The sequence below is a fragment of the Aminobacter sp. LjRoot7 genome (genome assembly GCF_964252895.1).
Lineage (GTDB): Bacteria > Pseudomonadota > Alphaproteobacteria > Rhizobiales > Rhizobiaceae > Aminobacter > Aminobacter aminovorans_B.
In genome coordinates this window covers 55,848-81,322 of sequence record NZ_CAXUPX020000007.1, presented here as the reverse complement: position 1 = coordinate 81,322, position 25,475 = coordinate 55,848, and the positions used below count along the sequence as shown (strand labels likewise).

The 25,475-nt window shown below is 63.5% G+C and carries 23 protein-coding genes; 7 read left to right on the top strand and 16 right to left on the bottom strand.

The features are described from left to right. The first annotated feature begins 371 nt into the window (after window positions 1-371). Window positions 372-4,028 carry an autotransporter domain-containing protein gene (locus ACSQ3E_RS19395; protein WP_436123951.1) on the top strand — a complete coding sequence of 1,219 codons (3,657 nt, stop codon included), beginning with the start codon at window positions 372-374 and terminating at the stop codon, window positions 4,026-4,028. A gap of 132 nt (window positions 4,029-4,160) precedes the next feature. On the opposite strand, the gene ACSQ3E_RS19390 is transcribed toward ACSQ3E_RS19395, so the two are convergent. The 8 genes from ACSQ3E_RS19390 to rfbA all read right to left on the bottom strand — a co-directional run bounded on the left by ACSQ3E_RS19390 (window position 4,161) and on the right by rfbA (window position 11,967). After that, window positions 4,161-5,027 carry a D-amino-acid transaminase gene (locus ACSQ3E_RS19390; protein WP_436123950.1) on the bottom strand — a complete coding sequence of 289 codons (867 nt, stop codon included), beginning with the start codon at window positions 5,025-5,027 and terminating at the stop codon, window positions 4,161-4,163. A gap of 28 nt (window positions 5,028-5,055) precedes the next feature. Continuing rightward, window positions 5,056-6,144: a P1 family peptidase gene (locus tag ACSQ3E_RS19385; RefSeq protein WP_436123949.1), complete on the bottom strand. Its 1,089-nt coding sequence runs from the start codon at window positions 6,142-6,144 to the stop codon at window positions 5,056-5,058. An 88-nt stretch (window positions 6,145-6,232) separates the two neighbouring features. Further along, complete coding sequence (locus tag ACSQ3E_RS19380; RefSeq protein WP_436123948.1) at window positions 6,233-7,513, bottom strand: glycosyltransferase WbsX family protein; 1,281 nt, start codon at window positions 7,511-7,513, stop codon at window positions 6,233-6,235. Beyond that, window positions 7,510-8,457 (bottom strand): glycosyltransferase family 2 protein, encoded by a 948-nt coding sequence (locus ACSQ3E_RS19375; protein ID WP_436123947.1) that lies wholly within the window; start codon window positions 8,455-8,457, stop codon window positions 7,510-7,512. Before ACSQ3E_RS19375 ends, ACSQ3E_RS19380 begins: the two co-directional genes overlap by 4 nt. A gap of 115 nt (window positions 8,458-8,572) precedes the next feature. Further along, window positions 8,573-9,457: a dTDP-4-dehydrorhamnose reductase gene (gene rfbD / locus ACSQ3E_RS19370; protein ID WP_436123946.1), complete on the bottom strand. Its 885-nt coding sequence runs from the start codon at window positions 9,455-9,457 to the stop codon at window positions 8,573-8,575. After that, a complete protein-coding gene (gene rfbB, locus ACSQ3E_RS19365; RefSeq protein ID WP_436123945.1) occupies window positions 9,454-10,533 on the bottom strand; it encodes a dTDP-glucose 4,6-dehydratase in 1,080 nt (359 codons plus the stop codon). Before rfbB ends, rfbD begins: the two co-directional genes overlap by 4 nt. Then, on the bottom strand, window positions 10,530-11,093 hold the full coding sequence (gene rfbC / locus ACSQ3E_RS19360) for a dTDP-4-dehydrorhamnose 3,5-epimerase (RefSeq protein WP_436123944.1): 564 nt from the start codon (window positions 11,091-11,093) through the stop codon (window positions 10,530-10,532). Before rfbC ends, rfbB begins: the two co-directional genes overlap by 4 nt. Then, complete coding sequence (gene rfbA / locus ACSQ3E_RS19355; RefSeq protein ID WP_436123943.1) at window positions 11,086-11,967, bottom strand: glucose-1-phosphate thymidylyltransferase RfbA; 882 nt, start codon at window positions 11,965-11,967, stop codon at window positions 11,086-11,088. The genes rfbC and rfbA overlap by 8 nt, the downstream gene beginning before the upstream one ends. A gap of 278 nt (window positions 11,968-12,245) precedes the next feature. Here rfbA and ACSQ3E_RS19350 point away from each other — a divergent pair, with 278 nt between their 5' ends. The 3 genes from ACSQ3E_RS19350 to ACSQ3E_RS19340 all read left to right on the top strand — a co-directional run bounded on the left by ACSQ3E_RS19350 (window position 12,246) and on the right by ACSQ3E_RS19340 (window position 14,498). Further along, a complete protein-coding gene (locus ACSQ3E_RS19350) occupies window positions 12,246-12,839 on the top strand; it encodes an ankyrin repeat domain-containing protein (RefSeq protein ID WP_436124150.1) in 594 nt (197 codons plus the stop codon). An 11-nt stretch (window positions 12,840-12,850) separates the two neighbouring features. Further along, window positions 12,851-13,321, top strand: coding sequence for a nucleoside deaminase (locus ACSQ3E_RS19345; protein ID WP_436123942.1), 471 nt, complete (start codon window positions 12,851-12,853; stop codon window positions 13,319-13,321). A gap of 85 nt (window positions 13,322-13,406) precedes the next feature. Further along, window positions 13,407-14,498: a CaiB/BaiF CoA transferase family protein gene (locus ACSQ3E_RS19340; RefSeq protein WP_436123941.1), complete on the top strand. Its 1,092-nt coding sequence runs from the start codon at window positions 13,407-13,409 to the stop codon at window positions 14,496-14,498. Window positions 14,499-14,619: 121 nt separating this feature from the next. Here the strand turns inward: ACSQ3E_RS19340 and ACSQ3E_RS19335 are convergent, their stop codons facing one another. The 6 genes from ACSQ3E_RS19335 to ACSQ3E_RS19310 all read right to left on the bottom strand — a co-directional run bounded on the left by ACSQ3E_RS19335 (window position 14,620) and on the right by ACSQ3E_RS19310 (window position 20,362). Further along, the gene (locus ACSQ3E_RS19335; protein WP_436123940.1) at window positions 14,620-15,018 is read right to left on the bottom strand and encodes a F0F1 ATP synthase subunit epsilon; all 399 of its coding nucleotides are present in this window, start codon (window positions 15,016-15,018) and stop codon (window positions 14,620-14,622) included. 106 nt (window positions 15,019-15,124) lie between these two features. Beyond that, window positions 15,125-16,672 (bottom strand): F0F1 ATP synthase subunit beta, encoded by a 1,548-nt coding sequence (atpD, locus tag ACSQ3E_RS19330; protein ID WP_108606393.1) that lies wholly within the window; start codon window positions 16,670-16,672, stop codon window positions 15,125-15,127. A 65-nt stretch (window positions 16,673-16,737) separates the two neighbouring features. Continuing rightward, entirely contained in the window at window positions 16,738-17,622 is an 885-nt protein-coding gene (locus ACSQ3E_RS19325) for a F0F1 ATP synthase subunit gamma (protein WP_436123939.1), read from the bottom strand. A gap of 16 nt (window positions 17,623-17,638) precedes the next feature. After that, window positions 17,639-19,168 carry a F0F1 ATP synthase subunit alpha gene (atpA, locus tag ACSQ3E_RS19320; RefSeq protein ID WP_067956554.1) on the bottom strand — a complete coding sequence of 510 codons (1,530 nt, stop codon included), beginning with the start codon at window positions 19,166-19,168 and terminating at the stop codon, window positions 17,639-17,641. After that, the gene (locus tag ACSQ3E_RS19315; protein WP_436123938.1) at window positions 19,168-19,728 is read right to left on the bottom strand and encodes a F0F1 ATP synthase subunit delta; all 561 of its coding nucleotides are present in this window, start codon (window positions 19,726-19,728) and stop codon (window positions 19,168-19,170) included. The genes atpA and ACSQ3E_RS19315 overlap by 1 nt, the downstream gene beginning before the upstream one ends. 238 nt (window positions 19,729-19,966) lie before the next feature. After that, window positions 19,967-20,362 (bottom strand): AGROH133_08824 family phage infection protein, encoded by a 396-nt coding sequence (locus ACSQ3E_RS19310; RefSeq protein ID WP_115730340.1) that lies wholly within the window; start codon window positions 20,360-20,362, stop codon window positions 19,967-19,969. Window positions 20,363-20,490: 128 nt separating this feature from the next. On the opposite strand from ACSQ3E_RS19310, the gene ACSQ3E_RS19305 reads away from it, so the two are divergent. Then, the gene (locus ACSQ3E_RS19305; RefSeq protein ID WP_436123937.1) at window positions 20,491-21,006 is read left to right on the top strand and encodes an SAM-dependent methyltransferase; all 516 of its coding nucleotides are present in this window, start codon (window positions 20,491-20,493) and stop codon (window positions 21,004-21,006) included. Window positions 21,007-21,025: 19 nt separating this feature from the next. Here ACSQ3E_RS19305 and ACSQ3E_RS19300 read toward each other — a convergent pair whose 3' ends face one another. Then, window positions 21,026-23,209, bottom strand: a complete 2,184-nt coding sequence (locus tag ACSQ3E_RS19300; protein ID WP_436123936.1) for a primosomal protein N' — start codon at window positions 23,207-23,209, stop codon at window positions 21,026-21,028. Between the two features lie 90 nt (window positions 23,210-23,299). On the opposite strand from ACSQ3E_RS19300, the gene fsa reads away from it, so the two are divergent. Then, window positions 23,300-23,953 carry a fructose-6-phosphate aldolase gene (fsa, locus tag ACSQ3E_RS19295; protein ID WP_115730337.1) on the top strand — a complete coding sequence of 218 codons (654 nt, stop codon included), beginning with the start codon at window positions 23,300-23,302 and terminating at the stop codon, window positions 23,951-23,953. Between the two features lie 60 nt (window positions 23,954-24,013). Here the strand turns inward: fsa and ACSQ3E_RS19290 are convergent, their stop codons facing one another. Continuing rightward, on the bottom strand, window positions 24,014-24,451 hold the full coding sequence (locus ACSQ3E_RS19290; RefSeq protein WP_436123935.1) for an Lrp/AsnC family transcriptional regulator: 438 nt from the start codon (window positions 24,449-24,451) through the stop codon (window positions 24,014-24,016). Window positions 24,452-24,583: 132 nt separating this feature from the next. On the opposite strand from ACSQ3E_RS19290, the gene ACSQ3E_RS19285 reads away from it, so the two are divergent. After that, entirely contained in the window at window positions 24,584-25,474 is an 891-nt protein-coding gene (locus ACSQ3E_RS19285) for a DMT family transporter (protein WP_436123934.1), read from the top strand. The last annotated feature ends 1 nt before the right edge of the window (window position 25,475 follow it).

Here is a 25,475-nt window from a genome sequence, read left to right as displayed (position 1 = left end):
GTTGCCGCCTCTCAAGTTCATGGTTCCCGTGGAGCTCAATATGTCGGCAATGGCGGCCAAGATCTGCCAGACCTGTCGCGATGGGCCGATGATCTTCGCTGGCGCTTGCAAGAATGGCCATGTGCGCTCGCCAATACGCCCCATGGGCGAGCATCCCCATATATTCAGCAACAACTAATATAAATGCCCCGTAGTCGTTTTCGTATAACTACATTTCACTTTCTTTTTGTTGGAATCCTGTTGCTATAAATTGTCTTACCTGCGAGCGGTAATTTACAAGACACGCTAATGGCGCTGGGGCTCTGTTCTTAATCATGATTCAGAACGTTTCGAGGCGTGGCCTGCTCTCCACGACCGCACTGGCTGGCCGCATGCTGGCTATCGCGGGTACCGCAATGATACTGCTTTCAGGTGCTGCCCATGCCGGCGGCGGGAGTGGCGGAGGCGAGGTCGGCCAGCCCACTTCGGGTGGTTCCGGCGGTGTCGACAGCCCAACCGGCGCTGGCGGTGCTGGCGGCAACGGCAGCGGCTCTTCCGGTGGTGGCGGCGGCGGCGCCGGTGAGACAAGCGGCACTGGAGGAAATGGTGGGGCCGGAGGCGGCGGCGCGGGTGGTGTGGGCGGTGTCCACGGCCATGTCGGTATAACATTGCCAGTTGTTTCGGCCACCGGCTCCGCCGGCGCGGCCGGCAGCGCTGGACTCGGCGGTGGTGGCGGCGGTGCAGGCGGGTACGGAGCGGTCGTTACCGGGACCGGCGGGCTCGTCTCGGGCAACGTTACGGCTGGTAGCGGTGGCGCCGGCGGCGATGGCAACGGAACCCAACAAGGCGGCTCGGGCGGTTCGGGTGGTGTCGGTTTGGCCTTCACCAATGGCAGCAGCACCAACACGATCATTGTCGTTGGCACCGTACAAGGCGGCAATGGCGGCGCCGGCTCCAACTTTGGCAGCAACGATGGCGCTGCCGGCGCTGGCGGCGCTGGCATTGTTGGTTCCAATCTCAACATCACAAATTTTGGCACGATCGCGGGCGGGCTTGCGGGTAATGGCATCACTCGGGCGGCAGCGATCCAGTTTACAGGCGGCACCAACACGCTGACCTTCGGCGGCGCCACATCCGGCCTCACCGGCGGCATCGTCGTGGACACCGGTACGCTGACCTTCGCTCAGGCCAGCAACATCGCCCTGGGCAGCACCATCAGCGGTGGCGGCGCAATCATCAAGTCCGGCGCCGGTGACCTCACGCTCTCGGGCACCAACACCTATTCCGGTGCGACGCGCGTTATGGAAGGCAAGCTCATCGCCACCAGGGACACGGCGCTTTCCGAACGTTCCGATTACACGATCGACAGCGGCGCGACGCTCGAACTCGCAGCACCTGATTGGCATATTGCCACCGTCGGATCGCTGGCAGGCGCCGGGAACCTCAAGATCGGCGGTGCCAACTCGACCCTGGCGATCGGCGCCAACAACGCCTCGACGGTCTTTTCCGGCACAATTTCCGGGACCGGCTCGCTGTCGATGATCGGCTCGGGAAAACTATCGTTGACGGGAACCAGCGCCCTCGAGGGCAGCCTCAAGCTCGAGGGCAATTCGGGCCCGACCCTGGCGATCGATGGCGGCTCGCTCACCTTGGGCACGTCGTCGGGCGCGGCAATGGCCACAAACGAGGTGGCAAGCGGCTTGCTGCGCGTCACCAATGGCGGGACATTGAACCTGCTCGATCCGATGGGAACTTTGTCGATCAAGTCGGCCATGGAAGTCTCTGGAGAGAATTCCACTGTCAACAACGACAGCTATACCGATATTGGCGGCACCTCCGAAGCGTCCCTGACGATCAAGGCTGGTGCTGTCATGAACAGCCGGGCCGGCGCGATCATCGAAGGCCACGGCGGTGCCTTGGCCACGGTGACAGTGTCCGGACCAGGATCGACCTGGAATGTCGACCAACACATGTTTCTCGGCAACAGATGGAACGGTGGGAACGCCGCGCTCGTCATTTCCGCCGGCGGTACGGTCAATCTTGACGGTTCGCTCTACTACGATCTCAGTCCGAGCCCAGGCGTTCCAGGTTCCAGCATCACCGTTACGGGCACTGGCTCCAGGCTTAATGTCGCTGACGAGCTCGCCATTGGCATCGATTGCTTCTGCGGCGACCCAACGTCAACGCTCACAGTCGCCGATGGTGGCATCGTCGATGTGTCCTGGATGATCTCTGTCGGCGATACGTCTGTCATCAATATCGGCACTGGGCAGCTTGCTGGCACCATCATCGCCCCAGAAATCGCCAACCACGGCCGGATCGTCGCGGATTTCACCGACACCACGACAATCAGCGCCGATATTTCCGGAGCCGGATCGCTGACCAAGCAGGGCTCCGGCAAGCTCATCATGGCCGGCGATAACACCTACACCGGCGTTACCACCGTAACCCAGGGCATTTTGCAGGTCGACGGTTCGCTGGCCGGCTCGGGCGGCGTGACGGTCTCGGGCCGGGGCATCCTTGGCGGCATCGGCACGCTCGGCAGTGCCGGGTCGACCGTCACAATCGGTTCGGGTGCGACGCATGCGCCCGGCAAATCGATCGGCACCCAGACCGTTGCCGGCAACTACGTCAACCACGGCACCCTGGAGATCGAGGCCACGCCGACGAGTGCCGACAAGCTGGTCGTCGCCGGCAGCGTCGACATATCTGGCGCCACGCTCAACTTGCTGCTGTCGCCAGCGGCTATGGCCAACTGGGACATCAGCAACGGCCCGTTCACGCTCATCGACAAGCAAGGTGCGGGCGCCATAACCGGTGTGTTCGGCCAGGTGACCAGCGACCTGATCTTCCTTGACCCGACGGTCGACTACAACGGCGGCGACGGCAATGACGTGACGCTCAAGCTTGACCGTATTGCCTTCGCCAGCATCGGCGTGACACGCAACCAGATCGCCACGGGTGCAGCAATCGAGACGCTGCCCACGACAAGTGCGGTGTGGAAGGCGGTCGTGGTTTCGACAAGCAAGGACGCCGCGCGGGCGGCTTTCGACCAACTATCGGGCGAACTCCATGCCAGTGCCAAGACCTCGCTGATCGAAGACAGCCGTTTTGTCCGCGATGCTCTCAATGACCGTCTGCGCGCTGCCTTTGAAACCGCAGGGACCGCAGCGGCGCCAATACTTGCCTACGGCCCTGGAGCGTCACCCGCGGCACTGCCCGCACATTCCGGACCGGTCTTCTGGAGCCAGGGCTTCGGCGCCTGGGGATCGACCGGCGGCGACGGCAACGCCACCGGGCTCGACAGTTCGAGCGCTGGTGCTCTTGCGGGAGCTGACGTCCTTGTCGGCGACTGGCGCGTCGGCCTGACTGCCGGCTACAGCCATCTGAGCTTCGACGCCGACGCGCGTGCCGCTCAAGGCAGCAGCGACAATTACCATCTCGGCATCTATGGCGGCACCAAATGGGGTGCCGTCGCCTTCAGAGGCGGTCTTGCCTACAGCTTGAGCGAGATCGACGGCAGCCGGACGGTCAGCTTCCCCGGCTTCTCCGACACGCTGAAGCACAGTTATCGCGCCGGCACGACACAAGCCTTCGGCGAATTGGGCTATGGCATAGAGGCTGGCCAGGGTTCCTTCGAACCCTTCGCCAATCTCACCTACGTCAACCTCCACACGGATGGCTTTGCCGAACAGGGCGGCGCCGCGGCTCTTACCGTTGCAGGCGACTCGACAGACGTCACCTTCACCACCGTCGGGCTGCGCGCTTCGACCGTATTTACGCTGGCAGGCATGGAAGCCACGGCGCGCGGCATGCTTGGCTGGCGGCACGCTTTCGGCAACACGACGCCTTTGTCAGTCCATGCCTTTGGCGGATCCAGCGCCTTCTCCGTCGCGGGCGCACCGATCGCCAGGGACAGCGCCATCGCCGAAGCAGGGCTCGACTTCGACATCTCTCCGGCTGCAAGCATCGGCCTTTCCTACCACGGCCAATTGGCCTCCGACGCACAGGAACATGGTTTCAAGGCGGACCTTGCGGTGCAGTTCTGACCGTCATCATGCACGAGATGCCGACCGTGGACGAATACCGGCACCTGAAGATGGCCGTGTATTTTCAGCAGCTGTGACGGCATTTGCCGGCCCGCCTAACGGCGGGGCCGGATGGATCAGAGCCCTTGCCTGTCAGCGCGCGCTCTTGCGGGCATGGTCGACATAGATCTCGCGCAGCCGCTTGACGACCGGCCCCGGCTTGCCGTCGCCGACCGGCTTGCCGTCGATACGGGTCACCGGCATGACGAAGGTCGAGGCGCTGGTGATGAAAGCCTCGGCGGCAGCCTGGGCTTCCTCGACGGTAAAGCGGCGTTGCTCGAGCGTCAGGCCGCTCTCCTCGGCCAACTGGACAAGCGCCTGCCGCGTACAGCCGGGCAGCGTGCGCTGGCTGTTGGCGGGCGAGACGATCTTGCCGTCATGAGTTATGATGTAGGCGGTCGAGGACGCACCCTCGGTGACATGACCGTCCTCGACCATCCAAGCCTCGTCGCAACCTTCCGCCTTGGCCTCGCGCTTGGCCAACACCTGTGGCAGCAGGGAGACGCTCTTGATGTCGCGCCGTGCCCAGCGCAGGTCAGTCAGCGTCTTGACGGCGATGCCGGTCCTCGCGGCAGCAACATCGACGAGCACCTTCGGCTGCGTCAACAGCAGGAGCGTCGGCTCCAGTTCCTCGCCGAACAGGAAGTTCCGCTCCTCGGCACCTCGTGTCAGCTGCAGGTAGACAAGCCCTTCCTGCAGGCCGTTGCGCTCGATCAGGCCATGCTCGATCTCCTCGATCGCTGCCGTGGTGATGGGCAGGTGCAGGCCAAGCTCACGGGCCGAACGCTCCAGCCGCGCCATGTGCAGGTCGCTGTCAACAAGCTTGCCGTCGATAACCGCTGTCACCTCGTAGATGCCATCGGCAAACAGGAAGCCGCGATCGAAGATCGACAGTTTGGCCTCAGCGGCCGGCAGGTAGCTGCCATTCAGCCAGACGATGCGGTCTTGTCCACCGGCCATATAGATACCCTCCAATGCAAGTGAGATGTCAGCGCGCCTTGTACAGACTCAGCGCTTCCAGGGAAATTGCCTCGACGCGAGACGGCTTGCCGCTGCCGGCATCGTAGCCCTCAACCGTGTGCGCCATACAGAGCGAATTGAGGATCGCTTCTTCCGTCGCCTCTATCACCGCCTCAAACAGCGGCGACACCAGTTCGTTGGGCAGCGTCGGTGTCATGACGATGCCAGCACGCCGTTGAGGCGTACGCCGCACGCTTTCATTGGTCGAGAACACCAGAGCGTAGTCGCCCGAGCCGTTGCTCAGCGCCGCCCCCGTCTTGGCAAGCCCGCCGAAAGCGCGCTGTCCCAGGCGCTTCAGATTGCGCTCGCACAAGGGAGCATCCGTCGCCACAACGATGACGATCGAGCCATCCTTGTCTTCCGCGGCCGGGCTGACATTCCAGGTCGCGCCATCGATCAGTAGACGCCCGCCATAGTTCGACTGCACCAGCACCCCGACCGTGAAGGTCTCGCCGCCCTTGAAGGGCACGAGCCTCGAGCTTGTGCCGATACCACCCTTCAAGCCGAAGGCGACTGTACCGGAACCCGCGCCGACAGCACCTTCGACCACCGGTCCATCCGTGGCGGTGGCAATCGCCGCCCTGATTTCCGACACGTCTGGACGGCCGGCACGGATGTCGTTCAGGCGGGAATCGTTGGTCTCGCCGACAACGGCATTGATCGACACAACGCGACTGTTGCCGGGCTGAGCCAGCGTGTGGGCGTGGATCGCCTCGATGGCGCGGCCGGTCGCCAGCGTGTTGGTCAGCACGACAGGCGTTTCGATCTCGCCCAGCTCTTCGATCTGGGTCGAGCCGGCGAACTTGCCATAGCCGTTGAACACGGCGATTGCCGCCGGCACCTTGTCGCGAAAAATGTTGCCGCCATGCGCCAGGATCGCGGTCGCCCCGGTGCGGATAGTCGCACCCTCGACAACGCTTGCATGCCCGACCCGCACGCCGGCGACGTCGGTGATGGCATTGAGCGGGCCGGGGGTGAAAACACCCGGCGCGATACCCAGGTCACGCAGCCGCCGGCGCGGCGATGGTTCGGAACTGTCTGTCGAATTGTGCGTCATCGGACAATCCATAAGGCGCTTTGCCGGCCGGGAACATGGCAAAGCTCGGTACCAGAGCGGCGCAGTCTTCTGTGCCAGGAGCCGGCCGTCAGGTCGTGCGGTCTTCCGGCAGTCGTTGGTGGTTTCGAAGGGCCTCCGCGCAGGCCTCGAGATAGGCGTAGCCATATCTCAGGTCGGGTTCGAGATACGCCCCCTCGCCCCACTCGTTCCAGGCATTGATGAAGACAAGGCGCTCGGTCGTGGGATTGGCTTGCGCGCGCTTCATCGCGTCTCCGAGCCACTGCTCGAACAAATCAGGCGTCGAACCGTGGTAAATCTGGGCGGACGTCGGACGACGCGCACTGTTGTCCCATGACGGCATCACGCCGGGATGGACGACACCTGCCTCGACCGACTTCACCTTTTCCGCTGCCACCACGTCGGCGTAGCTTCGGATGCGCCCGCTGTCGCGGAAGCGGGAGACGACCAGGCTGCTTTCGATGTTCGGTGTGCGGATGTTGTGCGGCGGAAACTCGGACAGTGCGTCGAAGCCATGGTCCTGATGCGCGCTGAAGTCGAAGGCGTTCGTCGCGATCAGATAGATTCCGGGATATCCCAGCTTGGTCATCTCCGCGCGCCAGCGTGCGATGGTGGCCTTCATGTCCGGGAAGAGGCTCGCACGATAGACGGTGAAAACCGGCTTGCCGTCTATCTTGAGATAGCGGGGATCGCGGAAGTATTTGTCGAGGCCGTGGATGACCGCGATGTCGTCCTCCGCCGAATGCCGTTGCGCCAGGAGCACGTCCTGCTCGCGGCCAGACCAGCGTCGCGACCAGGTTTCGTTTGCCCAGCAAAGGGAGAACGGCAGATCGAGATCGGCGGTTGCGAGGTAATGATCCAGCGGACCTTCCAGCAGGCGCCTTCCGCCGAACCAGTAGAAATGGAAGCAGAAGGCAGAGATGCCATAGAGCTTGGCCAATTCGACCTGCCGGCGCATCACCTCAGGCAAGCGCAGGTCGTAGTAGCCCAGTTCGCCGGGCAGGCGCGGCTGGTAATGGCCCTCAAAGACCGGGAACGCGCGCGCCACGTTGCGCCATTCGGTGAAGCCGCTGCCCCACCACTCGTCGTTCTCCGCCGTCGGATGGAACTGCGGCAGGTAGTACGCCACAAGCCGGACATCGGTCGAGGGCGGCTTGTGGCTTGCAATCGGCTTATAATCACCGGCCGGATAATGGCCGAGGAGATTGCGGATATGCGCATCGTGAAGCCGGTCGGCAGGCTGTGCCTTCGCCGGCCAGCGGGACGGCTGTGCGATCCGCCGCAACTTTCCCCAGACTCTGCGCAAGAAAGATGGCCTTTCACGCCATGGGGCGCCTGACAGCGCGTTCACCGGCGCTTGCCGAAACTGTTCATTGGGCCGCCATTCAGTCCGTTTGCAAAACCCAGAAGCTTTGAGCGGCGCGCACTGGAAAACAGCACATGTGGCCACAGCAACTTCAGCCATGTGCGGAAGCGTTCGGCCGGCACGTCGAGCGGCATCTGGTGCTTGTTCATGACATAGACCAGCGATCGGCCCATCGCTTCGCCCTTGATGCGGCCCGACTCGATCGACCGCGCGCTGGAACGTCCTTCAGCGTGATCGACGGCAGCACCTGCGGCAAGCCGCAACTCGACGCCTGCCTGCCGCAGCCGCACGCTGAGATCGTCATCCTCGTGGAACAGGAAGATGTTCTGGTCGAACCCGCCGACCCGCTCGAAATGCTCGCGCCTGATGAAGATGCAGGCTCCGTGCAGGACCGGTATGACGCAATCGTGGTTGGGCGGCGCCCCATGCCAAAAGTCGGACGCCGGCAGCAGCCGCGACCAGCGCCTGAAGCGTCGGCGCGGACCGGAATAGAAGCGCGGATTGAAGGCGGCGTCTGGGTGAGCAGCGGCGGCAGCCACAAGCGCCTCTATCGCACCCGCCTCGAAGCGAAGGTCGGGATTGGCAAGCAGCAGAAATGGCGCATTGCCGGCGGCCGCGCCGACATTGCAGGCGCTGCCATAGCCGACATTTTCCTCGATCTCGATGACCTTTGCCCCGGCAGCCTCGGCAAGCGTCACGGAGTCGTCCACACTGGCATTGTCGACAACAACAACGCTTGCACAACCCGGAACAGTCGCCAAAAAAACTGGCAAGACCGAGCCGCTGTTGTGGGTAACGACGATCAGATCCACTTCCGGTTTCATAAAGTCGTCCGCATCAACTTGACTTAACGTAAATGTCGACTCCTGCGCAAAGCAATGAGCTTTTCCTCGTTTCGCATCTATGCAGCGAAACGGGCGTCCGGACAACACATATACAATCACAGCTTCTTTCCGCTGTAGCAATCGGGTGATCAACCAAAACGGGAAACCTTCTGGTGACAGGCAACTGGCATTCGTTACGACAGGCGCTCTGGGGTCAGGCTCAGCTGTTTGTCGACCCGACCAGCTCCGCGACAAGGGCCGCGACCCGCCCCCGCCACTCACCGGCGCGGTAGGTGAAATCGCGAGCAAAGGCGTCCGAGCTCAGCTGCGAGTTCGCCGGCCGCGCGGCCTTTGCCGGCCAGTGCTCGCTGCCGACCGGTTCGACAAGGGCAGATGGTCCGCCGAGCGAAGCGCTGACCGCGAAGACATGGGCGGCCAGCTCATACCAGCTTGCGCGACCCTGGCCGGCGAGATGGTAGAGACCTTGCGGAAAGCCCCCTTGCTTGCGCCACGAGGCGGCCGCCGCCAGCAAACCGTCGGCGAGATCATGGGCCTCCGTCGGATTGCCGAACTGGTCTTCCACGACCTGCAGCCGGTCGCGTGTCGCCGCGAGCGACAGCATCGTCTTGACGAAGTTGCGGCCATGGCGGCTGACGACCCAGGCAGTGCGCACCACCAGATGGTCCGGATTGCCCGCGCGTACGGCTTCCTCGCCCGCCAGCTTGCTGCAGCCATAAACCGTCTGCGGGTTTGGTACATCAGTCTCGATGTAAGGCTGCGCGACCCTGCCATCGAACACGTAGTCAGTCGACACCTGGACGATCGGAATGCCCGCGAGCCTGGTCAGCCGCGCCAGTTCCGCCGGCGCCTCGGCGTTGATCCGAAAAGCGCGCTCGGGTTCGTCTTCCTGCAGGTCGACGCCGGTATGCGCGGCGGCATTGATGACCATGTCAGGCGCGACCGATCTCAGGACCGGGGCAAAGGTCGCGGGGTTTTCAAGGTCGAAGTCAGGCCGACCGACAAGGACGATATCCGCTCTGCCCTCAGCGCGCTCGGCAAGCGAGCGCGCCAATTGGCCGGATGTTCCGGTAACCAGGATCTTCACTTGGCAGCGACCAGTCCCTGGCGGGTTCCGTCGAAGCGCTGCTCGCGGATCGGACGCCACCACCAGCCATTGGCGAGGTACCAGTCGACGGTCCGTGCGAGGCCGGTCTCGAACGTCTCCAGCGGCGTCCAGCCCAGTTCCTGCTCGCTCTTGGTCGGGTCGATCGCATAGCGCCGGTCATGACCGGGCCGGTCGGTGACATAGGTGATGAGGTCGAGATGCGAGCGGCCGCTGGCCCGCGGCCTGCGCGCGTCGAGCAGGGCACAGATGGTTTCGACAACTTCGAGATTGGTACGCTCGGCGCGCCCACCAATGTTGTAGCTCTCGCCGATCCGGCCCCTGGTCATGACCGCTTCGAGTGCCCTGGCATGATCCTCGACGAACAGCCAGTCGCGGATGTTGGCGCCCTTGCCGTAGACCGGCAGCGGTTGTTCATCCAGAGCGTTGGCAATGACCAGCGGGATCAGCTTTTCCGGGAAATGGTAGGGCCCGTAGTTGTTCGAGCAATTGGAGAGCACCACCGGCAGTCCATAGGTCTCATGCCAGGCGCGCACGAAATGGTCGGACGCCGCCTTCGACGCTGAGTAGGGCGACGAGGGCTTGTAGGGCGATTCCTCGGTGAAGACGCCGGAATCGAAAGGCAGGTCGCCGAACACCTCGTCGGTGGAGACGTGATGGAAACGGAAGCGCTTGCGCGCCTCCTCGCCAAGACTACGCCAATGGTCGAGCACTGCCTGCAGCAGGCTTGCGGTGCCGACCACATTGGTGGTGACAAAGGCCATCGGCCCGTCGATCGAACGGTCGACATGGCTTTCCGCAGCGAGGTGCATGACGAGATCGACGGCCTCGTCCGCGAGAATCCGGCGCACCTTGTCCGTGTCGCAGATATCGGCTTTCCGGAAGACATAGTTCGGATTGCCGTCGAGATCCCGCAGCGACGTCAGGTTGCCCGCATAGGTCAGCTTGTCCAGGTTGACGACACGGTATTTGCCGGTTGCCACGAGATGTCGGCACACGGCCGAGCCGATGAAACCGGCACCGCCGGTGACCAGCACAGTTTGAGGAACGTTTTTCACGGGTAGACGAATCCGGTTTCGACTTCAGCCAGCAAGGGGGCGGCAGCATCCTTGTCCGACAGGATCGGGTCTTGTGCGGCCACAGGCCAGTCGATCGCGATGTCGGGGTCATCGAAGCGGATCGAGCGGTCATGCGGCTGCGAATAGGGTGCCGACACCTTGTAGGCAACTTCGGTGTCGGGCTCGAGCGTGACAAAGCCATGCGCGAAGCCCTTGGGCACCAGTATCTGATTCCACTCTTTTGCGGAAACCGTCAGCCCCACCCACTTGCCGAAGGTCGGCGAGCCCACGCGAATGTCGACGGCGACGTCGTAGATCGACCCGCGCAGCACGCGCACGAGCTTGTCCTGCGCGAAGGGCGGCTTCTGGAAATGCAGCCCGCGCAACACCCCGCGCTCGCGCGACAGCGAGTGGTTGTCCTGCACGAAATCGACGGCGATGCCTGCCTCGGCCAGCTTCCCGGCATTCCAGGTCTCGGAAAAGAAACCGCGCGCGTCCTCGAACCTGGGCAAGCGTATTTCGCAAACGCCGTCCAGGCCGAGCTTGCTTACTTCAACCATGGCCGATTTCCCTGACGCGACGTTCGAGATAGCGGGCATAGTCGGTCTTGCCGAGCTCGGCGGCGCGGCGCAGCACATCCTCTTCACTGACCCAGCCGAGTTCGAAGCCAATCTCTTCCGGGCACATGATCTTGATGCCCTGGCGATGCTCGATGGTACGCACGAAGGACGACGCCTCGTGGAGACTGTCATGCGTGCCGGTGTCGAGCCAGGCGTATCCCCTGCCCAAACGCACGACATGCAACGTATCGCGCTCGAGGTAGGTTCGGTTGACGTCGGTGATCTCCAACTCGCCACGCGCCGACGGCTTGATCGACGAGGCTATGTCGACCACCGAATTATCGTAGAAATAGAGGCCGGTCACCGCCCAGTTCGAGCGTGGGTCCGCAGGTTTCTCCTCGATCGACAGGGCGCGCTGTGTCTCCCGGTCGAATGTCACGACGCCGTAGCGCTGCGGATCCTCGACATGATAGGCAAAGACCGAGGCGCCTCTCGGGCGCGCGACGGCTGCCCGGCAACGCTCCGACAGACCATCGCCGTAGAAAATGTTGTCGCCAAGGATGAGCGCCACCGGGCTGGTGCCGATGAACTCGCGACCTATGACGAACGCCTCGGCCAAACCATTGGGGGACGGCTGGACAGCGTAGGAGAACGACACGCCAAACGCCGAACCGTCGCCAAGCAGCTGCTGGAACTGAGGCAGGTCGCGCGGGGTCGAGATGATAAGAATGTCCTGAATACCCGCCAGCATGAGAACGCCAAGCGGGTAATAGATCATCGGCTTATCATATATCGGCAGTATCTGCTTCGATACTGCAAGTGTTGCTGGGTAGAGTCGCGTGCCACTACCGCCCGCAAGTATGATTCCCTTCACGGTGGATTCCTGATGTCGTTGCCTTTGACCCCCGTCCCAGCTGACAATCCGCAATAGACCGTATGGCATGCACAAACAAGACACCAACGTGATCTGCCACAATCACGAACAGATTTGGTTTCAGAAGGTAAAGCTTGCGGAGCGGAGCCTACTATCCAGCTCGGCCCATCCATACCTGTCGAAAGAGTACGAACATGAATCGCCTATTGCTCAAGATCGCCTCTGTCCTGGCATTCGCCGCCATGGCATGGATTGCGCCAGCCACTGCAGGAGAAAACATGCTCGAACGTGAATTGCATGCGAGCGCGAGCAAGGGTGACGCGACTGCTGTCCGCGACCTGCTCGCAAAGGGCGCCAGCATCGACGCGCGCGACGACAATGGCCGCACCGCGCTGCTGCTCGCTACCCATGCCAATCAGATCGGAGCCGCCAAGGTGCTGATCGATGCCGGTGCAGACGTCAACGCCAAGGATGCCATCAACGACAGCCCGTATCTCTATGCCGGCGCGCGCGGACATCTCGAGATCCTGAAGATGACGCTCTCCCACGGCGCCGACCTCAAGAGCATCAATCGCTATGGCGGTACAGCGCTGATCCCGGCCGCCGAACGCGGCCATGTCGAGACCGTGCGCACGCTGATCGAGGCCGGTGTCGATGTCGACCACGTCAACAAGCTCAACTGGACGGCACTGCTGGAGGCGATCGTGCTCGGCGATGGCGGCCCTCGCCACGTCGCCATCGTCAAGCTGCTCGTCGACGCCGGCGCTGACATCAACCTTGCCGACGGCGACGGCGTGACGCCGCTGCAGAACGCACGCAAGCACGGCTTCACCGAGATCGAGAAGGTCCTGGTTGCCGCCGGCGCGCGATGAAGGAGGCCGAATTGGACAAGGCGAGTGATTTCCTTTGCCAGGCAATCGAGCTGGCACGCGAGAACATCGCGAGGGGCGGCCGTCCCTTCGGCGCGGTGGTGGTCAGAGACGGAGAAGTCGTCGCCAGCGGCGTCAACGAAGTTCTGTCATTCAACGATCCAACTGCCCATGCCGAGATGTCGGCCATCCGCGCAGCAAGCCAGGTCCTAGCCTCTCCGCGGCTCGACGGTTGCGCAGTCTATGCGAGCGGCCATCCCTGCCCGATGTGCATGGGCGCTATGCGGATGGCAGGCATAACCGAAGTCGCATACGCCTATTCGAACGACGACGGCGAGCCCTACGGCCTGTCCACGGCGGCGGTCTATGCCGAGCTCGCGCGACCTGCGCACGAACAATCCATGAAGGTGGCGTATCGCCCGGTGCGCCCGCCGGACAGCCAGCATCTTTACGCCGAGTGGAAAGCTGCACAGTCCCAATCCTAGGCCGGATTTGCCGCTTGCCATCTCAGGCGACCGCTTCACAAGCTCCTCCGCAAACCTCTAGTCTCCGCCACAGGGAGTGCGGAACATGACCAAACCGGCCACCGGCCCGCTTGCCGGGCTTCGCATCGTCGAATTCGTCGGTCTCGGACCTGCGCCTTTCGCCGCCATGCAGTTCGCCGACATGGGAGCGGACGTAGCCCGCATCGCGCGCCCGGATGCCACACCGACAATTCCAGATCCAATTTCGGGACGCGGGCGGCCGACTGTCGAGGCCGATCTCAAGGATTCCGAGCAGGCCGAGATGGTCCGCAAGCTTTGTGACTCTGCCGATGCCCTTATCGAGGGGTTCCGGCCCGGCGTCATGGAACGGCTGGGGTTGGGCCCTGACGTCCTGCTGGAACGCAACCCGCGCCTCGTCTACGGCCGGATGACAGGATGGGGACAGACCGGCCCGCTGGCAGCCTACGCAGGCCACGACATCAACTACATTGCCATCACGGGCGCGCTCGCGGCGATCGGGTCAGCCGGCAAGCCCATGCCGCCGCTCAACCTTGTCGGCGATTTCGGCGGCGGTGCGATGTTCCTCGTCTCCGGCATGCTCGCTGCCCTTCTTTCTGCGCAGCGCACAGGCACCGGGCAGATTGTCGACGCCGCCATTTGCGACGGCACCATCCAACTGATGACCATGGCCCATGATCTGGCCGCCGCAGGCCAATGGCAGCTGCAACGCGAAGCCAACCTGCTCGACGGCGGCGCTCCCTATTACGGCGCTTATGAATGCGCCGACGGCACGCACATCGCCATCGGGCCGATCGAACCGCAGTTCTTCGAACTGTTCCGCCAAGCCGTCGGGCTAGACGAGTCTGCCCATGCCTTACGTGCCGACCCGCGCAACTGGCCAGCACTGAAAGACAAGATAGCAGCGCTGATCATCAAACGCCCAAGTACGGAATGGCTCGCGCTGCTCGAACACTCCGACGCCTGCGTTTCGCCAGTGCTCGATCTTCACGAGGCCGCGAAGCATCCGCATCTGGTCGCCCGACAGAGCTTCGTCGAGATCGACGGCCTCACCCAGCCAGCGCCCGCACCACGATTTTCCGGCACGCCGACTGAAGCGCATCCTCGGCCTCGCGACCTGCTGCCGCTGGCCGATGCAGTCAGAGCGTGGAGCAACTAGTTACGCGTCAACAGCCTAGACCAAGGCTCTGCACCCAGAAATCCGAAAAGCAAAAAGCCGCCGGTAGAACCGACGGCTTGTGCAATTCTGTCGTCAGGGCGCAGACCCGAGCAATAAAGCCTTAGATCGCGGCTTCCAGCGTAGACAGGTGGTTGAGATAGGCTTCCGCCTTGGTACGGGCCTGGTCTTCCTTGGCGTCGGAAACGTCCTCGCGCGCTTCCTGGATGCGTCGCAGTAGTTCGGCGCGGTCGATGTCCTTCACCGGCGTCGCCGATTCGGCGAGCAGCGTGCAGCCGGCCGGAACGATGTCGGCGAAGCCGCCGAACACGACGTAGCGCTCTTCCTTGCCGCCGACGGCCTTCACCGTCACGACGCCCGGCTTGATCGTGGTCATGACGGGTGCATGGTTGGCCATGACAGTCATTTCGCCTTCCGCGCCGGGAATGACGACGGACTCGACCTGCTCCGAAACGAGCAGACGCTCGGGCGAGACCAGTTCGAATTTGAATGCTTCAGCCATGGTGTCTCACAAATGCTTGGACGGAGTTCCGAGCAGACCTGCCCGCAAGCGGGCAGTCATCGGTGCAACAGCGCGGACCGAGAGGCCCGCGCTGCGGCTTTCATGATTATGCCGCTTCCGCAGCCAGGCGCTGGGCCTTCTCGATCGCCATGTCGATGCCGCCGACCATGTAGAAGGCAGCTTCCGGCAGGTGATCGTACTCGCCGTCGACCAGGCCCTTGAAGCTCTTGATGGTGTCTTCGAGCGGAACCAACTGGCCGGGCGAACCGGTGAACACTTCGGCGACGAAGAACGGCTGCGACAGGAAGCGTTCGATCTTACGGGCGCGGGCGACCGTGATCTTGTCCTCTTCCGACAGCTCGTCCATGCCCAGGATGGCGATGATGTCCTGCAGCGACTTGTAGCGCTGAAGGATTTCCTGGACGCGACGTGCGACCGAGTAGTGCTCTTCGCCGACGATCAGCGGATCAAGCATGCGCGAGGTCGAGTCGAGCGGATCCACGGCCGGGTAGATACCCTTTTCCGAGATGGCGCGGTTGAGAACCGTCGTCGCGTCAAGATGCGCGAACGAGGTTGCCGGTGCCGGATCGGTCAAGTCGTCGGCGGGCACGTAAATTGCCTGAACCGAGGTGATCGAACCCTTGTTAGTGGTGGTGATGCGTTCCTGCATCTGGCCCATGTCGGTCGACAGCGTCGGCTGATAGCCCACGGCCGAAGGAATACGGCCGAGCAGAGCCGACACTTCCGAACCCGCCTGGGTGAAGCGGAAGATATTGTCGACGAAGAACAGCACGTCCTGGCCCTGGTCGCGGAAATGCTCGGCGATGGTCAGGCCCGAGAGGGCGACGCGGGCGCGCGCACCTGGCGGCTCGTTCATCTGGCCGAACACCAGGGCGCACTTGGAACCTTCGGTCGAACCGTTGTTCTCATGCGGGTCCTTGTTGACGCCCGACTCGATCATTTCGTGATAGAGATCGTTGCCTTCGCGGGTGCGCTCGCCGACGCCGGCGAACACCGAGTAACCACCGTGCGCCTTGGCGACGTTGTTGATCAGTTCCTGGATCAGAACGGTCTTGCCGACGCCAGCACCACCGAACAGGCCGATCTTGCCGCCGCGGGCGTATGGAGCCAGCAGGTCGACGACCTTGATGCCGGTGACGAGGATCTGCGCTTCGGTCGACTGGTCGACGTAAGCTGGCGCTTCCTGGTGGATGGCGCGCTTCGACTTGGTCTTGACCGGGCCGGCTTCGTCGACCGGCTCGCCGATGACGTTCATGATGCGGCCGAGCGTCTCGTCGCCAACCGGAACCATGATCGGCGAACCGGTGTCACGGACGGCCTGGCCACGAACGAGGCCTTCCGAAATGTCCATGGCGATGCAGCGAACGGTGTTTTCGCCGAGGTGCTGCGCCACTTCGAGGATGAGGCGGTTGCCGCCGTTCATCGTCTCGAGCGCGTTCAGGATCGGCGGCAGCTCACCGTCGAACTGCACGTCGACGACGGCGCCGATGACCTGCGAAACGCGGCCAGCGCCCGTGGCGACGACCGCCGACTTTTCGACCTTGGCAGCGGCTGCCTTGGCAGGCGCCGCCTTCTTTGCTGCCGGGGCCTTTTCCGCCGCCGGAGCGGCTTTCGGAGTAGCTGCTTTAGCCATCGTTCTAACCTCTGTGTCCGTTCGTTGTTTCACGCGGACCCGCCTTGCGGCGAGCCATCACGTGGCTAGAGCGCTTCGGCGCCCGAAATAATCTCGATCAGTTCCTTGGTGATCTGGGCCTGACGCTGGCGGTTGTACGTGATCGTCAGCTTGTTGATCATGTCGCCTGCGTTGCGCGTGGCGTTGTCCATCGCGCTCATCTTGGCACCCATCTCGCCAGCGGCGTTTTCCAGCAGCGCCCGGAAGATCTGCACCGAGATGTTGCGCGGAATGAGATCGCCGAGGATTTCGCCCGGCTCCGGCTCGTATTCGTAGACCGCACCGCCGCTGGTCGCGGCATCGGCGCTGGCCGAAGGAGCTGCGGCAGGGATGACCTGCTGCGCCGTCGGAACCTGGCTGATCACCGACTTGAACTCGGAGTAGAACAGCGTGCAGACGTCGAAGCCGCCCTGGTTGAACAGGGTGATCACCTTCTTGGCGATCATGTCGGCATGGACGAAGCCAACCTGCTTGGCGTCGCGCAGTTCGACGCGATCGATGATCAGCGAGGCGAAATCGCGACGCAGGACATCGTAGCCCTTCTTGCCGACGGTGATGATCTTGACCGTCTTGCCCTGGCCCTGGAGCTTGCGGACATGGTCGCGAGCCAAACGCGAAATCTGGCTGTTGAAGCCGCCGCACAGGCCGCGCTCGGCGGTGCAGACGACGAGCAAGTGCACGTCGTCCTTGCCGGTGCCGGTCATCAGCGCCGGAGCATCGCCACCGCCGCCGACAGCCTGGGCGATGTTCGCGAGAACCGCACCCATGCGCTGCGAGTAGGGACGCGCGGCTTCCGCAGCTTCCTGGGCGCGACGCAGCTTCGCCGCGGCGACCATCTGCATCGCCTTGGTGATTTTCTGCGTCGCCTTGACCGAGGCGATGCGGTTGCGGAGGTCTTTTAGCGAGGCCATGCCTTATCCGTCAGTGTCAGGCGAAGTTTTTCGCGAAAGCGTCGATGTGACCCTTGAGCTTGCCGCGGAGATCGTCGCTGAGCGCCTTCTCCGTACGGATGCCGTCGAGAACGTCTTTGCCTTCCGAGCGCATGTAAGCCAGCAGGCCCTGCTCGAACTTGCCGACCTGGTTGAGGGCCAGCTTGTCGAGGTAGCCGTTGACGCCGGCGAAGATCACCGCAACCTGCTCTTCGGTCTTGAGCGGCGAGAACTGCGGCTGCTTGAGCAACTCGGTCAGACGCGCACCGCGGTTGAGCAGACGCTGGGTAGCGGCGTCGAGGTCGGAACCGAACTGCGCGAAGGCCGCCATTTCGCGGTACTGCGCGAGCTCGCCCTTGATCGAGCCTGCAACCTGCTTCATCGCCTTGATCTGGGCCGACGAGCCGACGCGCGACACCGACAGACCGACGTTCACGGCAGGACGGATGCCCTGGAAGAACAGGTTGGTCTCGAGGAAGATCTGGCCGTCGGTGATCGAGATCACGTTGGTCGGGATGTAGGCCGAGACGTCGTTGGCCTGGGTTTCGATGACCGGCAGAGCGGTCAGCGAGCCAGCACCGTTTTCGTCGTTCAGCTTGGCCGAACGCTCGAGCAGACGCGAGTGCAGGTAGAAGACGTCGCCCGGGTAAGCTTCACGGCCCGGCGGGCGGCGCAGCAGCAGCGACATCTGACGGTAGGCGACGGCCTGCTTGGACAGATCGTCATATGCGATCAGGGCATGCTTGCCGTTGTCGCGGAAGTATTCGCCCATGGCGCAGCCGGCGAACGGAGCCAGGAACTGCATCGGGGCCGGATCGGACGCGGTGGCCGCGATGATGATCGAGTATTCGAGCGCGCCGCGCTCTTCGAGCACCTTCACGAACTGCGCGACGGTCGAGCGCTTCTGGCCGACAGCGACGTAGACGCAGTAGAGCTTTTCCTTCTCCGGACCAGCGACGTGGATCGCCTTCTGGTTCAGGATGGTGTCGAGAATGATGGCAGTCTTGCCGGTCTGACGGTCACCGATGACCAGCTCGCGCTGGCCGCGGCCGACCGGGATCAGAGCGTCGATGGCCTTAAGACCGGTCGACATCGGCTCATGCACCGACTTGCGGGGGATGATGCCGGGCGCCTTGACGTCGACGCGGCGACGTTCCTTGGCCTTGATCGGACCCTTGCCGTCGATCGGGTTGCCGAGCGCGTCGACGACGCGGCCGAGCAGCTCCGGACCAACCGGGACGTCGACGATCGCGCCGGTACGCTTGACGGTGTCGCCTTCCTTGATGTCGCGGTCGGCACCGAAGATGACGACGCCGACGTTGTCGCTTTCAAGGTTCAGCGCCATGCCGCGGATGCCGCCCGGGAACTCGACCATCTCGCCCGCCTGGACGTTGTCGAGACCGTAGACGCGGGCGATACCGTCACCCACCGACAGAACCTGACCGACTTCGGTAACTTCGGCTTCCTTGCCGAAATTCTTGATCTGGTCTTTCAGAATTGCGGAAATTTCCGCGGCGCGGATGTCCATCAGCCGACCTCTTTCAGTGCAAGCTTGAGCGAATTGAGTTTGGTTTTGAGCGACGTATCGATCTGGCGCGAGCCCATCTTCACGATCAGGCCGCCGAGCAGCGAAGGATCGACGGCGACCGAGATCGCCACGTCCTTGCCGGCGACGCTCTTCAGCGCCGACTTGAGTTCCGTTTCCTGCGCAGCGGTCAGCGCATGCGCCGAAGTCACCTCTGCCGACGTCTCGCCACGATGCTCGGCGGCGATCTGGCGGAACGCCTTGATCATGCCGGGCAGGGCAAACAGGCGGCGATTGCGCGCCACGAGGCGGAGGAAATTGCCGGCCAGGCCGGTGATCTTGGCCTTGTCGGCGATCGCCGAAATGGCCTTTTCCTGATCTTCGCCGGAGAAGACCGGGCTCTTGATCAGGCGATCGAGATCAGCGCTGCCATCGAGCAGCGCAGCGAAACGACCGAGGTCGGCTTCTACCTTTGCAACAGCGCCTGCTTCGAGCGCGAGATCGAACAACGATCCCGCATAACGCTCAGCAACACCGGAGATTGGCGAGGAAGATTGGGTCACGGACCGTCTTTTCTCTTGTCTGACAGGCCGCAAGATTGTTGGCGCGAGTGTGAGACTCTAGCTAAATCTTTGACCTTACTGCGTTTTTTGACCCCGGAGCTCGCGACAGCCGCATCCCCCCGGCCGAAAGTCGATTGCCGTCTAGCACAGGCTTTTGAGGACCGCAACACGTCCTCTAACAGGCTTTTGAGGCACTATTGTCGCATCTTGCGCATCGGAGCAGTGGCTTGACGGCGATTCACGGCCAGAAGCCGAAAACAAACCCAAGGGGTAGGGCCGCCAGCGCCAGTTCGATAACGATCGCCACCCAATTGTATGGGGTGTTGGCACCGTCCGACATCATTGCGACGATCCGACCGAAGGCTGTGAACAGCCACGACACGCCGAGCGCCATGTAAAGCCATGGCTGGGCTAGCAGAATCGCGCACAGCCCGACACCGAGGAAGAAGCCAGCCATGGTGGCGCGGCCCTGGGCGATGGCTTCCGGATTGTCCGGCCGGGCCTGCAGCCTGAGCAGCCGGAAGGCGATTCTCGGGGCGAAGAACAGGATGACGCCGAACAGCAGCGTGACCGCCGCGGAGCTCCACGCCAGCCACTCGCCTTGGCTCGTCGGCCACGGAAATGCGAACTCCATATTTCCCCCTCCGGCCAGGCCGCGAATCCACAGGGATCATATCCGACGGCGTGTCGAGCGCCAGAGCGCAACTGGCGGAGACGGCCGGAACAAGTATGCTGCGGCCAGCGGGCCTACGGGAGCGGACCATGGCCATACCGGAACGAATAGTCTGGGCGATCGACCACCTCGGCATTGAGCCGGGCGACAGGCTGCTGGAAATCGGCTGCGGGCGAGGCGTCGCCATGGCGGAGATCACGCCACTACTGATCGACGGCCACATCACCGGGCTTGACCGGTCGGACAGTGCCATAAGCTCCGCCGAGGAGAGAAACCGCGCGGCGATCACGGCTGGAAAGGCAGCGTTGGCGCAAGGGGGACTGGCCGATTGGAGCGGTTCCGGGCGGCCCTTCGACAAGGTCTTTGCCATCAACGTCAATCTGTTTTGGCTGGAGGCGGCGCGCGAGCTCAAGCTGATCCGTTCGCTGCTCGCCCCGGAAGGCCGGCTCTACCTGTTTTTCGAACCGCCCAGCGCCGGCCAGATCCCGACAATCGAGCGCGCCATCGAGGTGCGCCTCAAGGCTGCCGGTTATGCGCTCGAAAAGACCTTGCACGGCTTGGACCCGAAGCCGCCGCTGCTTGGCATGATCACCAAGCCTTCATGATCAGCGGGTCTTCGTCCTACTACAAGAAGCTTTGCGGATCGATGTCGACCTGCACGCGCACCGAACCGCGCACCTTGGGCCCGGCGGCAAGCAGCGCACGGATATAGCCCTGGATGTCGGCCTTCCTGTCGGCCTGCACGAGCAGCCGGAAGCGATGGCGGCCGCCGATGAGCGCCAGCGGCGCTTCGGCGGGCCCGAGCACATGGACATCCTGCGCCACCTGGGCCACACGCCGCAGGCCACGCGCATGGCTCTCCGCCTCGGGCCTTGTCGCCGCGCTGACGATGATTCCAGCGAGCCGGCCGTAGGGAGGCAAGGCCGAACGCTCGCGCTCCGCGATCTCGCGATCGTAGAAGGCCTCCGAATCGCCTGAGACGATCGCCCGCATCACGGGATGGTCGGGCTGGAATGTCTGCAGCAGGCCAAGGCTCTTCTTGCCGGTGCGCCCTGCCCGGCCCGTCACCTGCGACAGCAACTGGTAGGTCCGCTCGGCGGCGCGCGGGTCGCCATTGGCGAGGCCAAGATCGGCATCGACAACGCCGACAAGCGTCATGTTCGGAAAATTGTGGCCCTTGGCGACAAGCTGGGTGCCGATGACGATATCGGCCTCGCCATTGGCGATCGCCTCCAGTTCCAGCCTGAGCCGCTTCACCCCGCCCAGCATGTCGGACGACAGCACGATCGTGCGCGCGTCGGGGAAATGCGACACCACCTCCTCGGCGATGCGCTCGACGCCCGGCCCGCAGGCGACGAGATGATCGAACGTTCCGCATTCCGGGCAGGCCTCGGGCCGCTTCTCGTTGTGGCCGCAATGGTGGCAGACGAGCTGGCCACGGAAGCGGTGCTCGACCAGCCAGGCCGAGCAGACCGGGCAGCCAAAGCGGTGGCCGCAGACCCGGCACAGCGTCAGCGGCGCATAACCGCGTCGGTTGAGAAACAGGAGCGACTGCTCCTGCCGGCCAAGCGTTTCGCGCATCTTGCCGAGCAGCACCGGCGACAGGAAGCCGCCGCGCGCCGGCGGCGAGCGCCGCATGTCGATGGTCGCCAGTTGCGGCAGCGCCGCCTCGGCGAAACGGGCCGAGAGCACCGAGCGCGCATACTTGCCCTGCTCGGCGTTGACCCGACTCTCGACCGAGGGCGTGGCCGACGCCAGCACAACGGGAAAGCCGCCGATATGCGCCCGCACCACGGCCATGTCGCGGGCATTGTAGAACACCCGGTCCTCCTGCTTGTAGGCAGGGTCGTGCTCTTCGTCGACGACGATCAGCCCGAGATTGTTGAACGGCAAAAACAGCGCCGAGCGGGCGCCGGCCACCACCCGCACCCCGCCTTCGGCCACCTGGCGCCAGACGCGCTCGCGCATCCTCGGCGGCAGGTCCGAATGCCACTCGGCGGGCTTGGCGCCGAATCGGTTCTGGAAGCGCTCGAGGAAGGCCTGCGTCAGCGCGATTTCGGGCAGCAGGATCAGCACCTGCTTGCCCTTGTCGAGTGCGGCCGCAACCGCTTCGAAATAGACTTCCGTCTTGCCCGAGCCGGTGACGCCGTCGATCAGCGTGACGCCGAACTTGTCGGCCTCGACCTGGGTACGCAGGCTTGCGGCTGTCGCCTCCTGGTCACTGGTCAGCTCGGCGCTGGCGTAGGATGTGTCGGGAGGCGCTACCACGGGCCGCGGCGGTATCATCACCGTTTCGAACACGCCTTGCGCCCTCAGCCCGTCGATGACGGTGGAGGATACGCCGGCGGCATGCGCCAGCCCCGAGCGCGTCCATGCCATGCCGTCATTGGCCATCTCGAGCACGCGGGCGCGCGCCGCCGTCATCCGGTCGGGCTCGCTGTCGCTGCGCTTGAGGCCTTCCGTCCAGGGCTCCGGATCGAAGGCCTCGGGCGCGCGCAGGATCATCCGCGCCACCATTCCAGGCGGCGACAAGGTGTACTGCGCGATCCAGTCGACGAGCCGCCGCATCTCTTCGTTGACGGGCGGACAGTCGAAGACATGCGCGATCGGCCGGAGCTTCTTCGGATCGACGGCTTCGACCGGTCCGTCCCAAACGATACCTGCCACTTCGCGCGGGCCAAGCGGCACGCGCACGATCGAACCGGGCACCACCTGCATGCCGTCGGGAACGGCGTAGGAGTAGGCGCGCTCGGCCGGCATCGGCACCAGCACGGGGGCGGCCCTTGTTCTTGGCGAATCGGCGGTCATGACGCGTGACCTTGCCCCGAACTTGGTTTAGAGCAAAGGCCGACATATCCGGTGCCCCTGGGGCACCCTTCCATTGCCAAGGAGACAGTTATGAAGTTTTTCGTCGACACCGCCGACGTGAAGGACATCCGTGAGCTCAACGAGCTCGGCCTTCTCGACGGCGTCACCACCAATCCGTCGCTGATCCTCAAGTCGGGCCGCAACATCGCCGAAGTGACCAAGGAAATCTGCGACATCGTCGAAGGCCCGGTCTCGGCCGAAGTCGCCGCCACCGAATATGCCGAGATGATGAAGGAAGCGGCGGTGCTGTCGAAGATCGCCGACAACATCTGCATCAAGGTGCCGCTGACGCTCGACGGCTTGAAGGCCTGCCGCGCACTGACCTCGGAAGGCCGCATGGTCAATGTCACGCTGTGCTTCTCCGCCAACCAGGCCCTGCTCGCCGCCAAGGCGGGTGCTACCTTCATTTCGCCCTTCATCGGCCGTCTCGACGACATGGGTGTCGACGGCATGGAGCTGATCGCCGAGATCCGCCACATCTATGACAACTACGGCTTCGACACCGAGATCCTCGCCGCTTCGATCCGCACCGTCGACCACGTCAAGCGTGCGGCGCTGATCGGCGCCGACGTCGCCACCATTCCGCCGGCAACGCTGAAGGCGCTGGTCAAGCACCCGCTGACCGACAAGGGCCTCGAGATGTTCCTGGCCGACTGGGCCAAGACCGGCCAGAAGATCGGCTGATCCTTCCAGCCAAGACAATCAAGCCGGCGCCACCAGCGCCGGCTTTTTTGTATCTGCACCTCAGGCCAGCGGCGGAAGCCGTCGTTTGACCGGCTGCGCCTTGACGATCGAACTGCTGGTTTCCGCCTTGTCGGCGATGCGGTCGAGGATCGTGTCGAGCTCGTCGATGGAGCGGATGTGCAACCGCCCGACGAAGCAGTCGTCGCCCGTCACCTTGTCGCATTCGGAGAATTGCGGGATCTGCTGGATCAGGTCCTGCACCACATGCAGCTTGCCCGGCAGCGGCCGGATGCGGACGATGGCCTGCAACGTGTAGCCAAGTGCCACCGGGTCGACGTCGACGGTGAAGCCACGGATCACCCCACGCTCTTCCAGCCGCTTCAGCCGTTCCGATGCGCTCGGCGACGACAGGCCAACCCGCTGCGCCAGCTCCTTCAGGGAAACCCTGGCGTCCTCGACCAGGATTTCGACCATGCGCCGGTCGATATCATCAAGCATGTTACGCTCCGAAGGCAAAAACATGGGATGACCTTACATTATCAGGACAATGCGAGCAATCGGCTCTTCCAAGCCATGGTTTTCCGCCCTGTCCCCGAGCAGAATATGCCTAGCCTAGCAAGGAGCAGGGATATGTCGGACAAGACGCGTGGGACGATCGAAATGACCGCCGCGATGGTGATTTCGGGAACAATCGGGCTGTTTGTCGTCCTGTCCGGCCAGCCGGTCATGGATGTGGTGTTCTGGCGCTGCGCCTTCGGCGCAGTCACACTTCTGATCGTCTGTGCCGCTCTTGGTCTGTTTCGGCCTGAGGTGATGACCCGTCGCCAGATCACTTGGGCAGCCGTTGGCGGTATCGCCATCGTCTCGAACTGGATCCTGCTGTTCGCCGCCTTCCCGCGCGCCTCGATCTCGATCGCCACCGCCGTCTACAACACCCAGCCCTTCATGTTGGTGGCGCTTGGGGCAATGCTGTTCGGCGAGCGACTGACGCTGACCAAGTTGAGCTGGCTCGGCATCGCCTTCGGCGGCATGCTGTTGATCGTCCAGTCCAAGCCGGGCGCGGGTGCAGTCGGCACCGACTATCTCTCGGGTATCCTGCTGGCGCTTGGAGCAGCCTTCTTCTACGCCATCGCTGCGATCATCACCAAGAAGCTCAAGGGCGTGCCGCCGCATCTGATCGCGCTGATCCAGGTGACCGTCGGCATCCTGATGCTGGCGCCCTTCGCCAACTTCGCCGAGCTCCCGAGCGACGCGAAGACCTGGGCACTGCTTGTCGCGGTAGGCGTCATCCATACCGGCGTGATGTACATCCTGCTCTACGGTGCGATCCAGAAGCTCCCGACGAATCTGGTGGGCTCGCTGTCCTTCATCTACCCGGTGGTTGCGATCCTCGGAGACTTCCTGGCCTTCGGCCATCGCCTGCAGCCGCTGCAATTGCTCGGCGCCGCCGCGATCCTGATCGCCGCAGCGGGCATGACGCTGGGCTGGACATTGGTGAAGCCACGCGTCGCACGTGCCTGAG

What these genes read in the sequence shown, in the direction of transcription:
- ACSQ3E_RS19395 (WP_436123951.1), top strand. Translation starts at nt 372, where the DNA reads ATGCTGGCTATCGCGGGTACCGCAATGATACTGCTTTCAGGTGCTGCC.
- ACSQ3E_RS19390 (WP_436123950.1), bottom strand. Translation starts at nt 5,027, where the DNA reads ATGGCCGGTGGACAAGACCGCATCGTCTGGCTGAATGGCAGCTACCTG.
- ACSQ3E_RS19385 (WP_436123949.1), bottom strand. Translation starts at nt 6,144, where the DNA reads ATGACGCACAATTCGACAGACAGTTCCGAACCATCGCCGCGCCGGCGG.
- rfbC (WP_436123944.1), bottom strand. Translation starts at nt 11,093, where the DNA reads ATGGTTGAAGTAAGCAAGCTCGGCCTGGACGGCGTTTGCGAAATACGC.
- ACSQ3E_RS19350 (WP_436124150.1), top strand. Translation starts at nt 12,246, where the DNA reads ATGCTCGAACGTGAATTGCATGCGAGCGCGAGCAAGGGTGACGCGACT.
- ACSQ3E_RS19340 (WP_436123941.1), top strand. Translation starts at nt 13,407, where the DNA reads ATGACCAAACCGGCCACCGGCCCGCTTGCCGGGCTTCGCATCGTCGAA.
- ACSQ3E_RS19335 (WP_436123940.1), bottom strand. Translation starts at nt 15,018, where the DNA reads ATGGCTGAAGCATTCAAATTCGAACTGGTCTCGCCCGAGCGTCTGCTC.
- atpD (WP_108606393.1), bottom strand. Translation starts at nt 16,672, where the DNA reads ATGGCTAAAGCAGCTACTCCGAAAGCCGCTCCGGCGGCGGAAAAGGCC.
- ACSQ3E_RS19325 (WP_436123939.1), bottom strand. Translation starts at nt 17,622, where the DNA reads ATGGCCTCGCTAAAAGACCTCCGCAACCGCATCGCCTCGGTCAAGGCG.
- atpA (WP_067956554.1), bottom strand. Translation starts at nt 19,168, where the DNA reads ATGGACATCCGCGCCGCGGAAATTTCCGCAATTCTGAAAGACCAGATC.
- ACSQ3E_RS19310 (WP_115730340.1), bottom strand. Translation starts at nt 20,362, where the DNA reads ATGGAGTTCGCATTTCCGTGGCCGACGAGCCAAGGCGAGTGGCTGGCG.
- ACSQ3E_RS19305 (WP_436123937.1), top strand. Translation starts at nt 20,491, where the DNA reads ATGGCCATACCGGAACGAATAGTCTGGGCGATCGACCACCTCGGCATT.
- ACSQ3E_RS19300 (WP_436123936.1), bottom strand. Translation starts at nt 23,209, where the DNA reads ATGACCGCCGATTCGCCAAGAACAAGGGCCGCCCCCGTGCTGGTGCCG.
- fsa (WP_115730337.1), top strand. Translation starts at nt 23,300, where the DNA reads ATGAAGTTTTTCGTCGACACCGCCGACGTGAAGGACATCCGTGAGCTC.
- ACSQ3E_RS19290 (WP_436123935.1), bottom strand. Translation starts at nt 24,451, where the DNA reads ATGCTTGATGATATCGACCGGCGCATGGTCGAAATCCTGGTCGAGGAC.
- ACSQ3E_RS19285 (WP_436123934.1), top strand. Translation starts at nt 24,584, where the DNA reads ATGTCGGACAAGACGCGTGGGACGATCGAAATGACCGCCGCGATGGTG.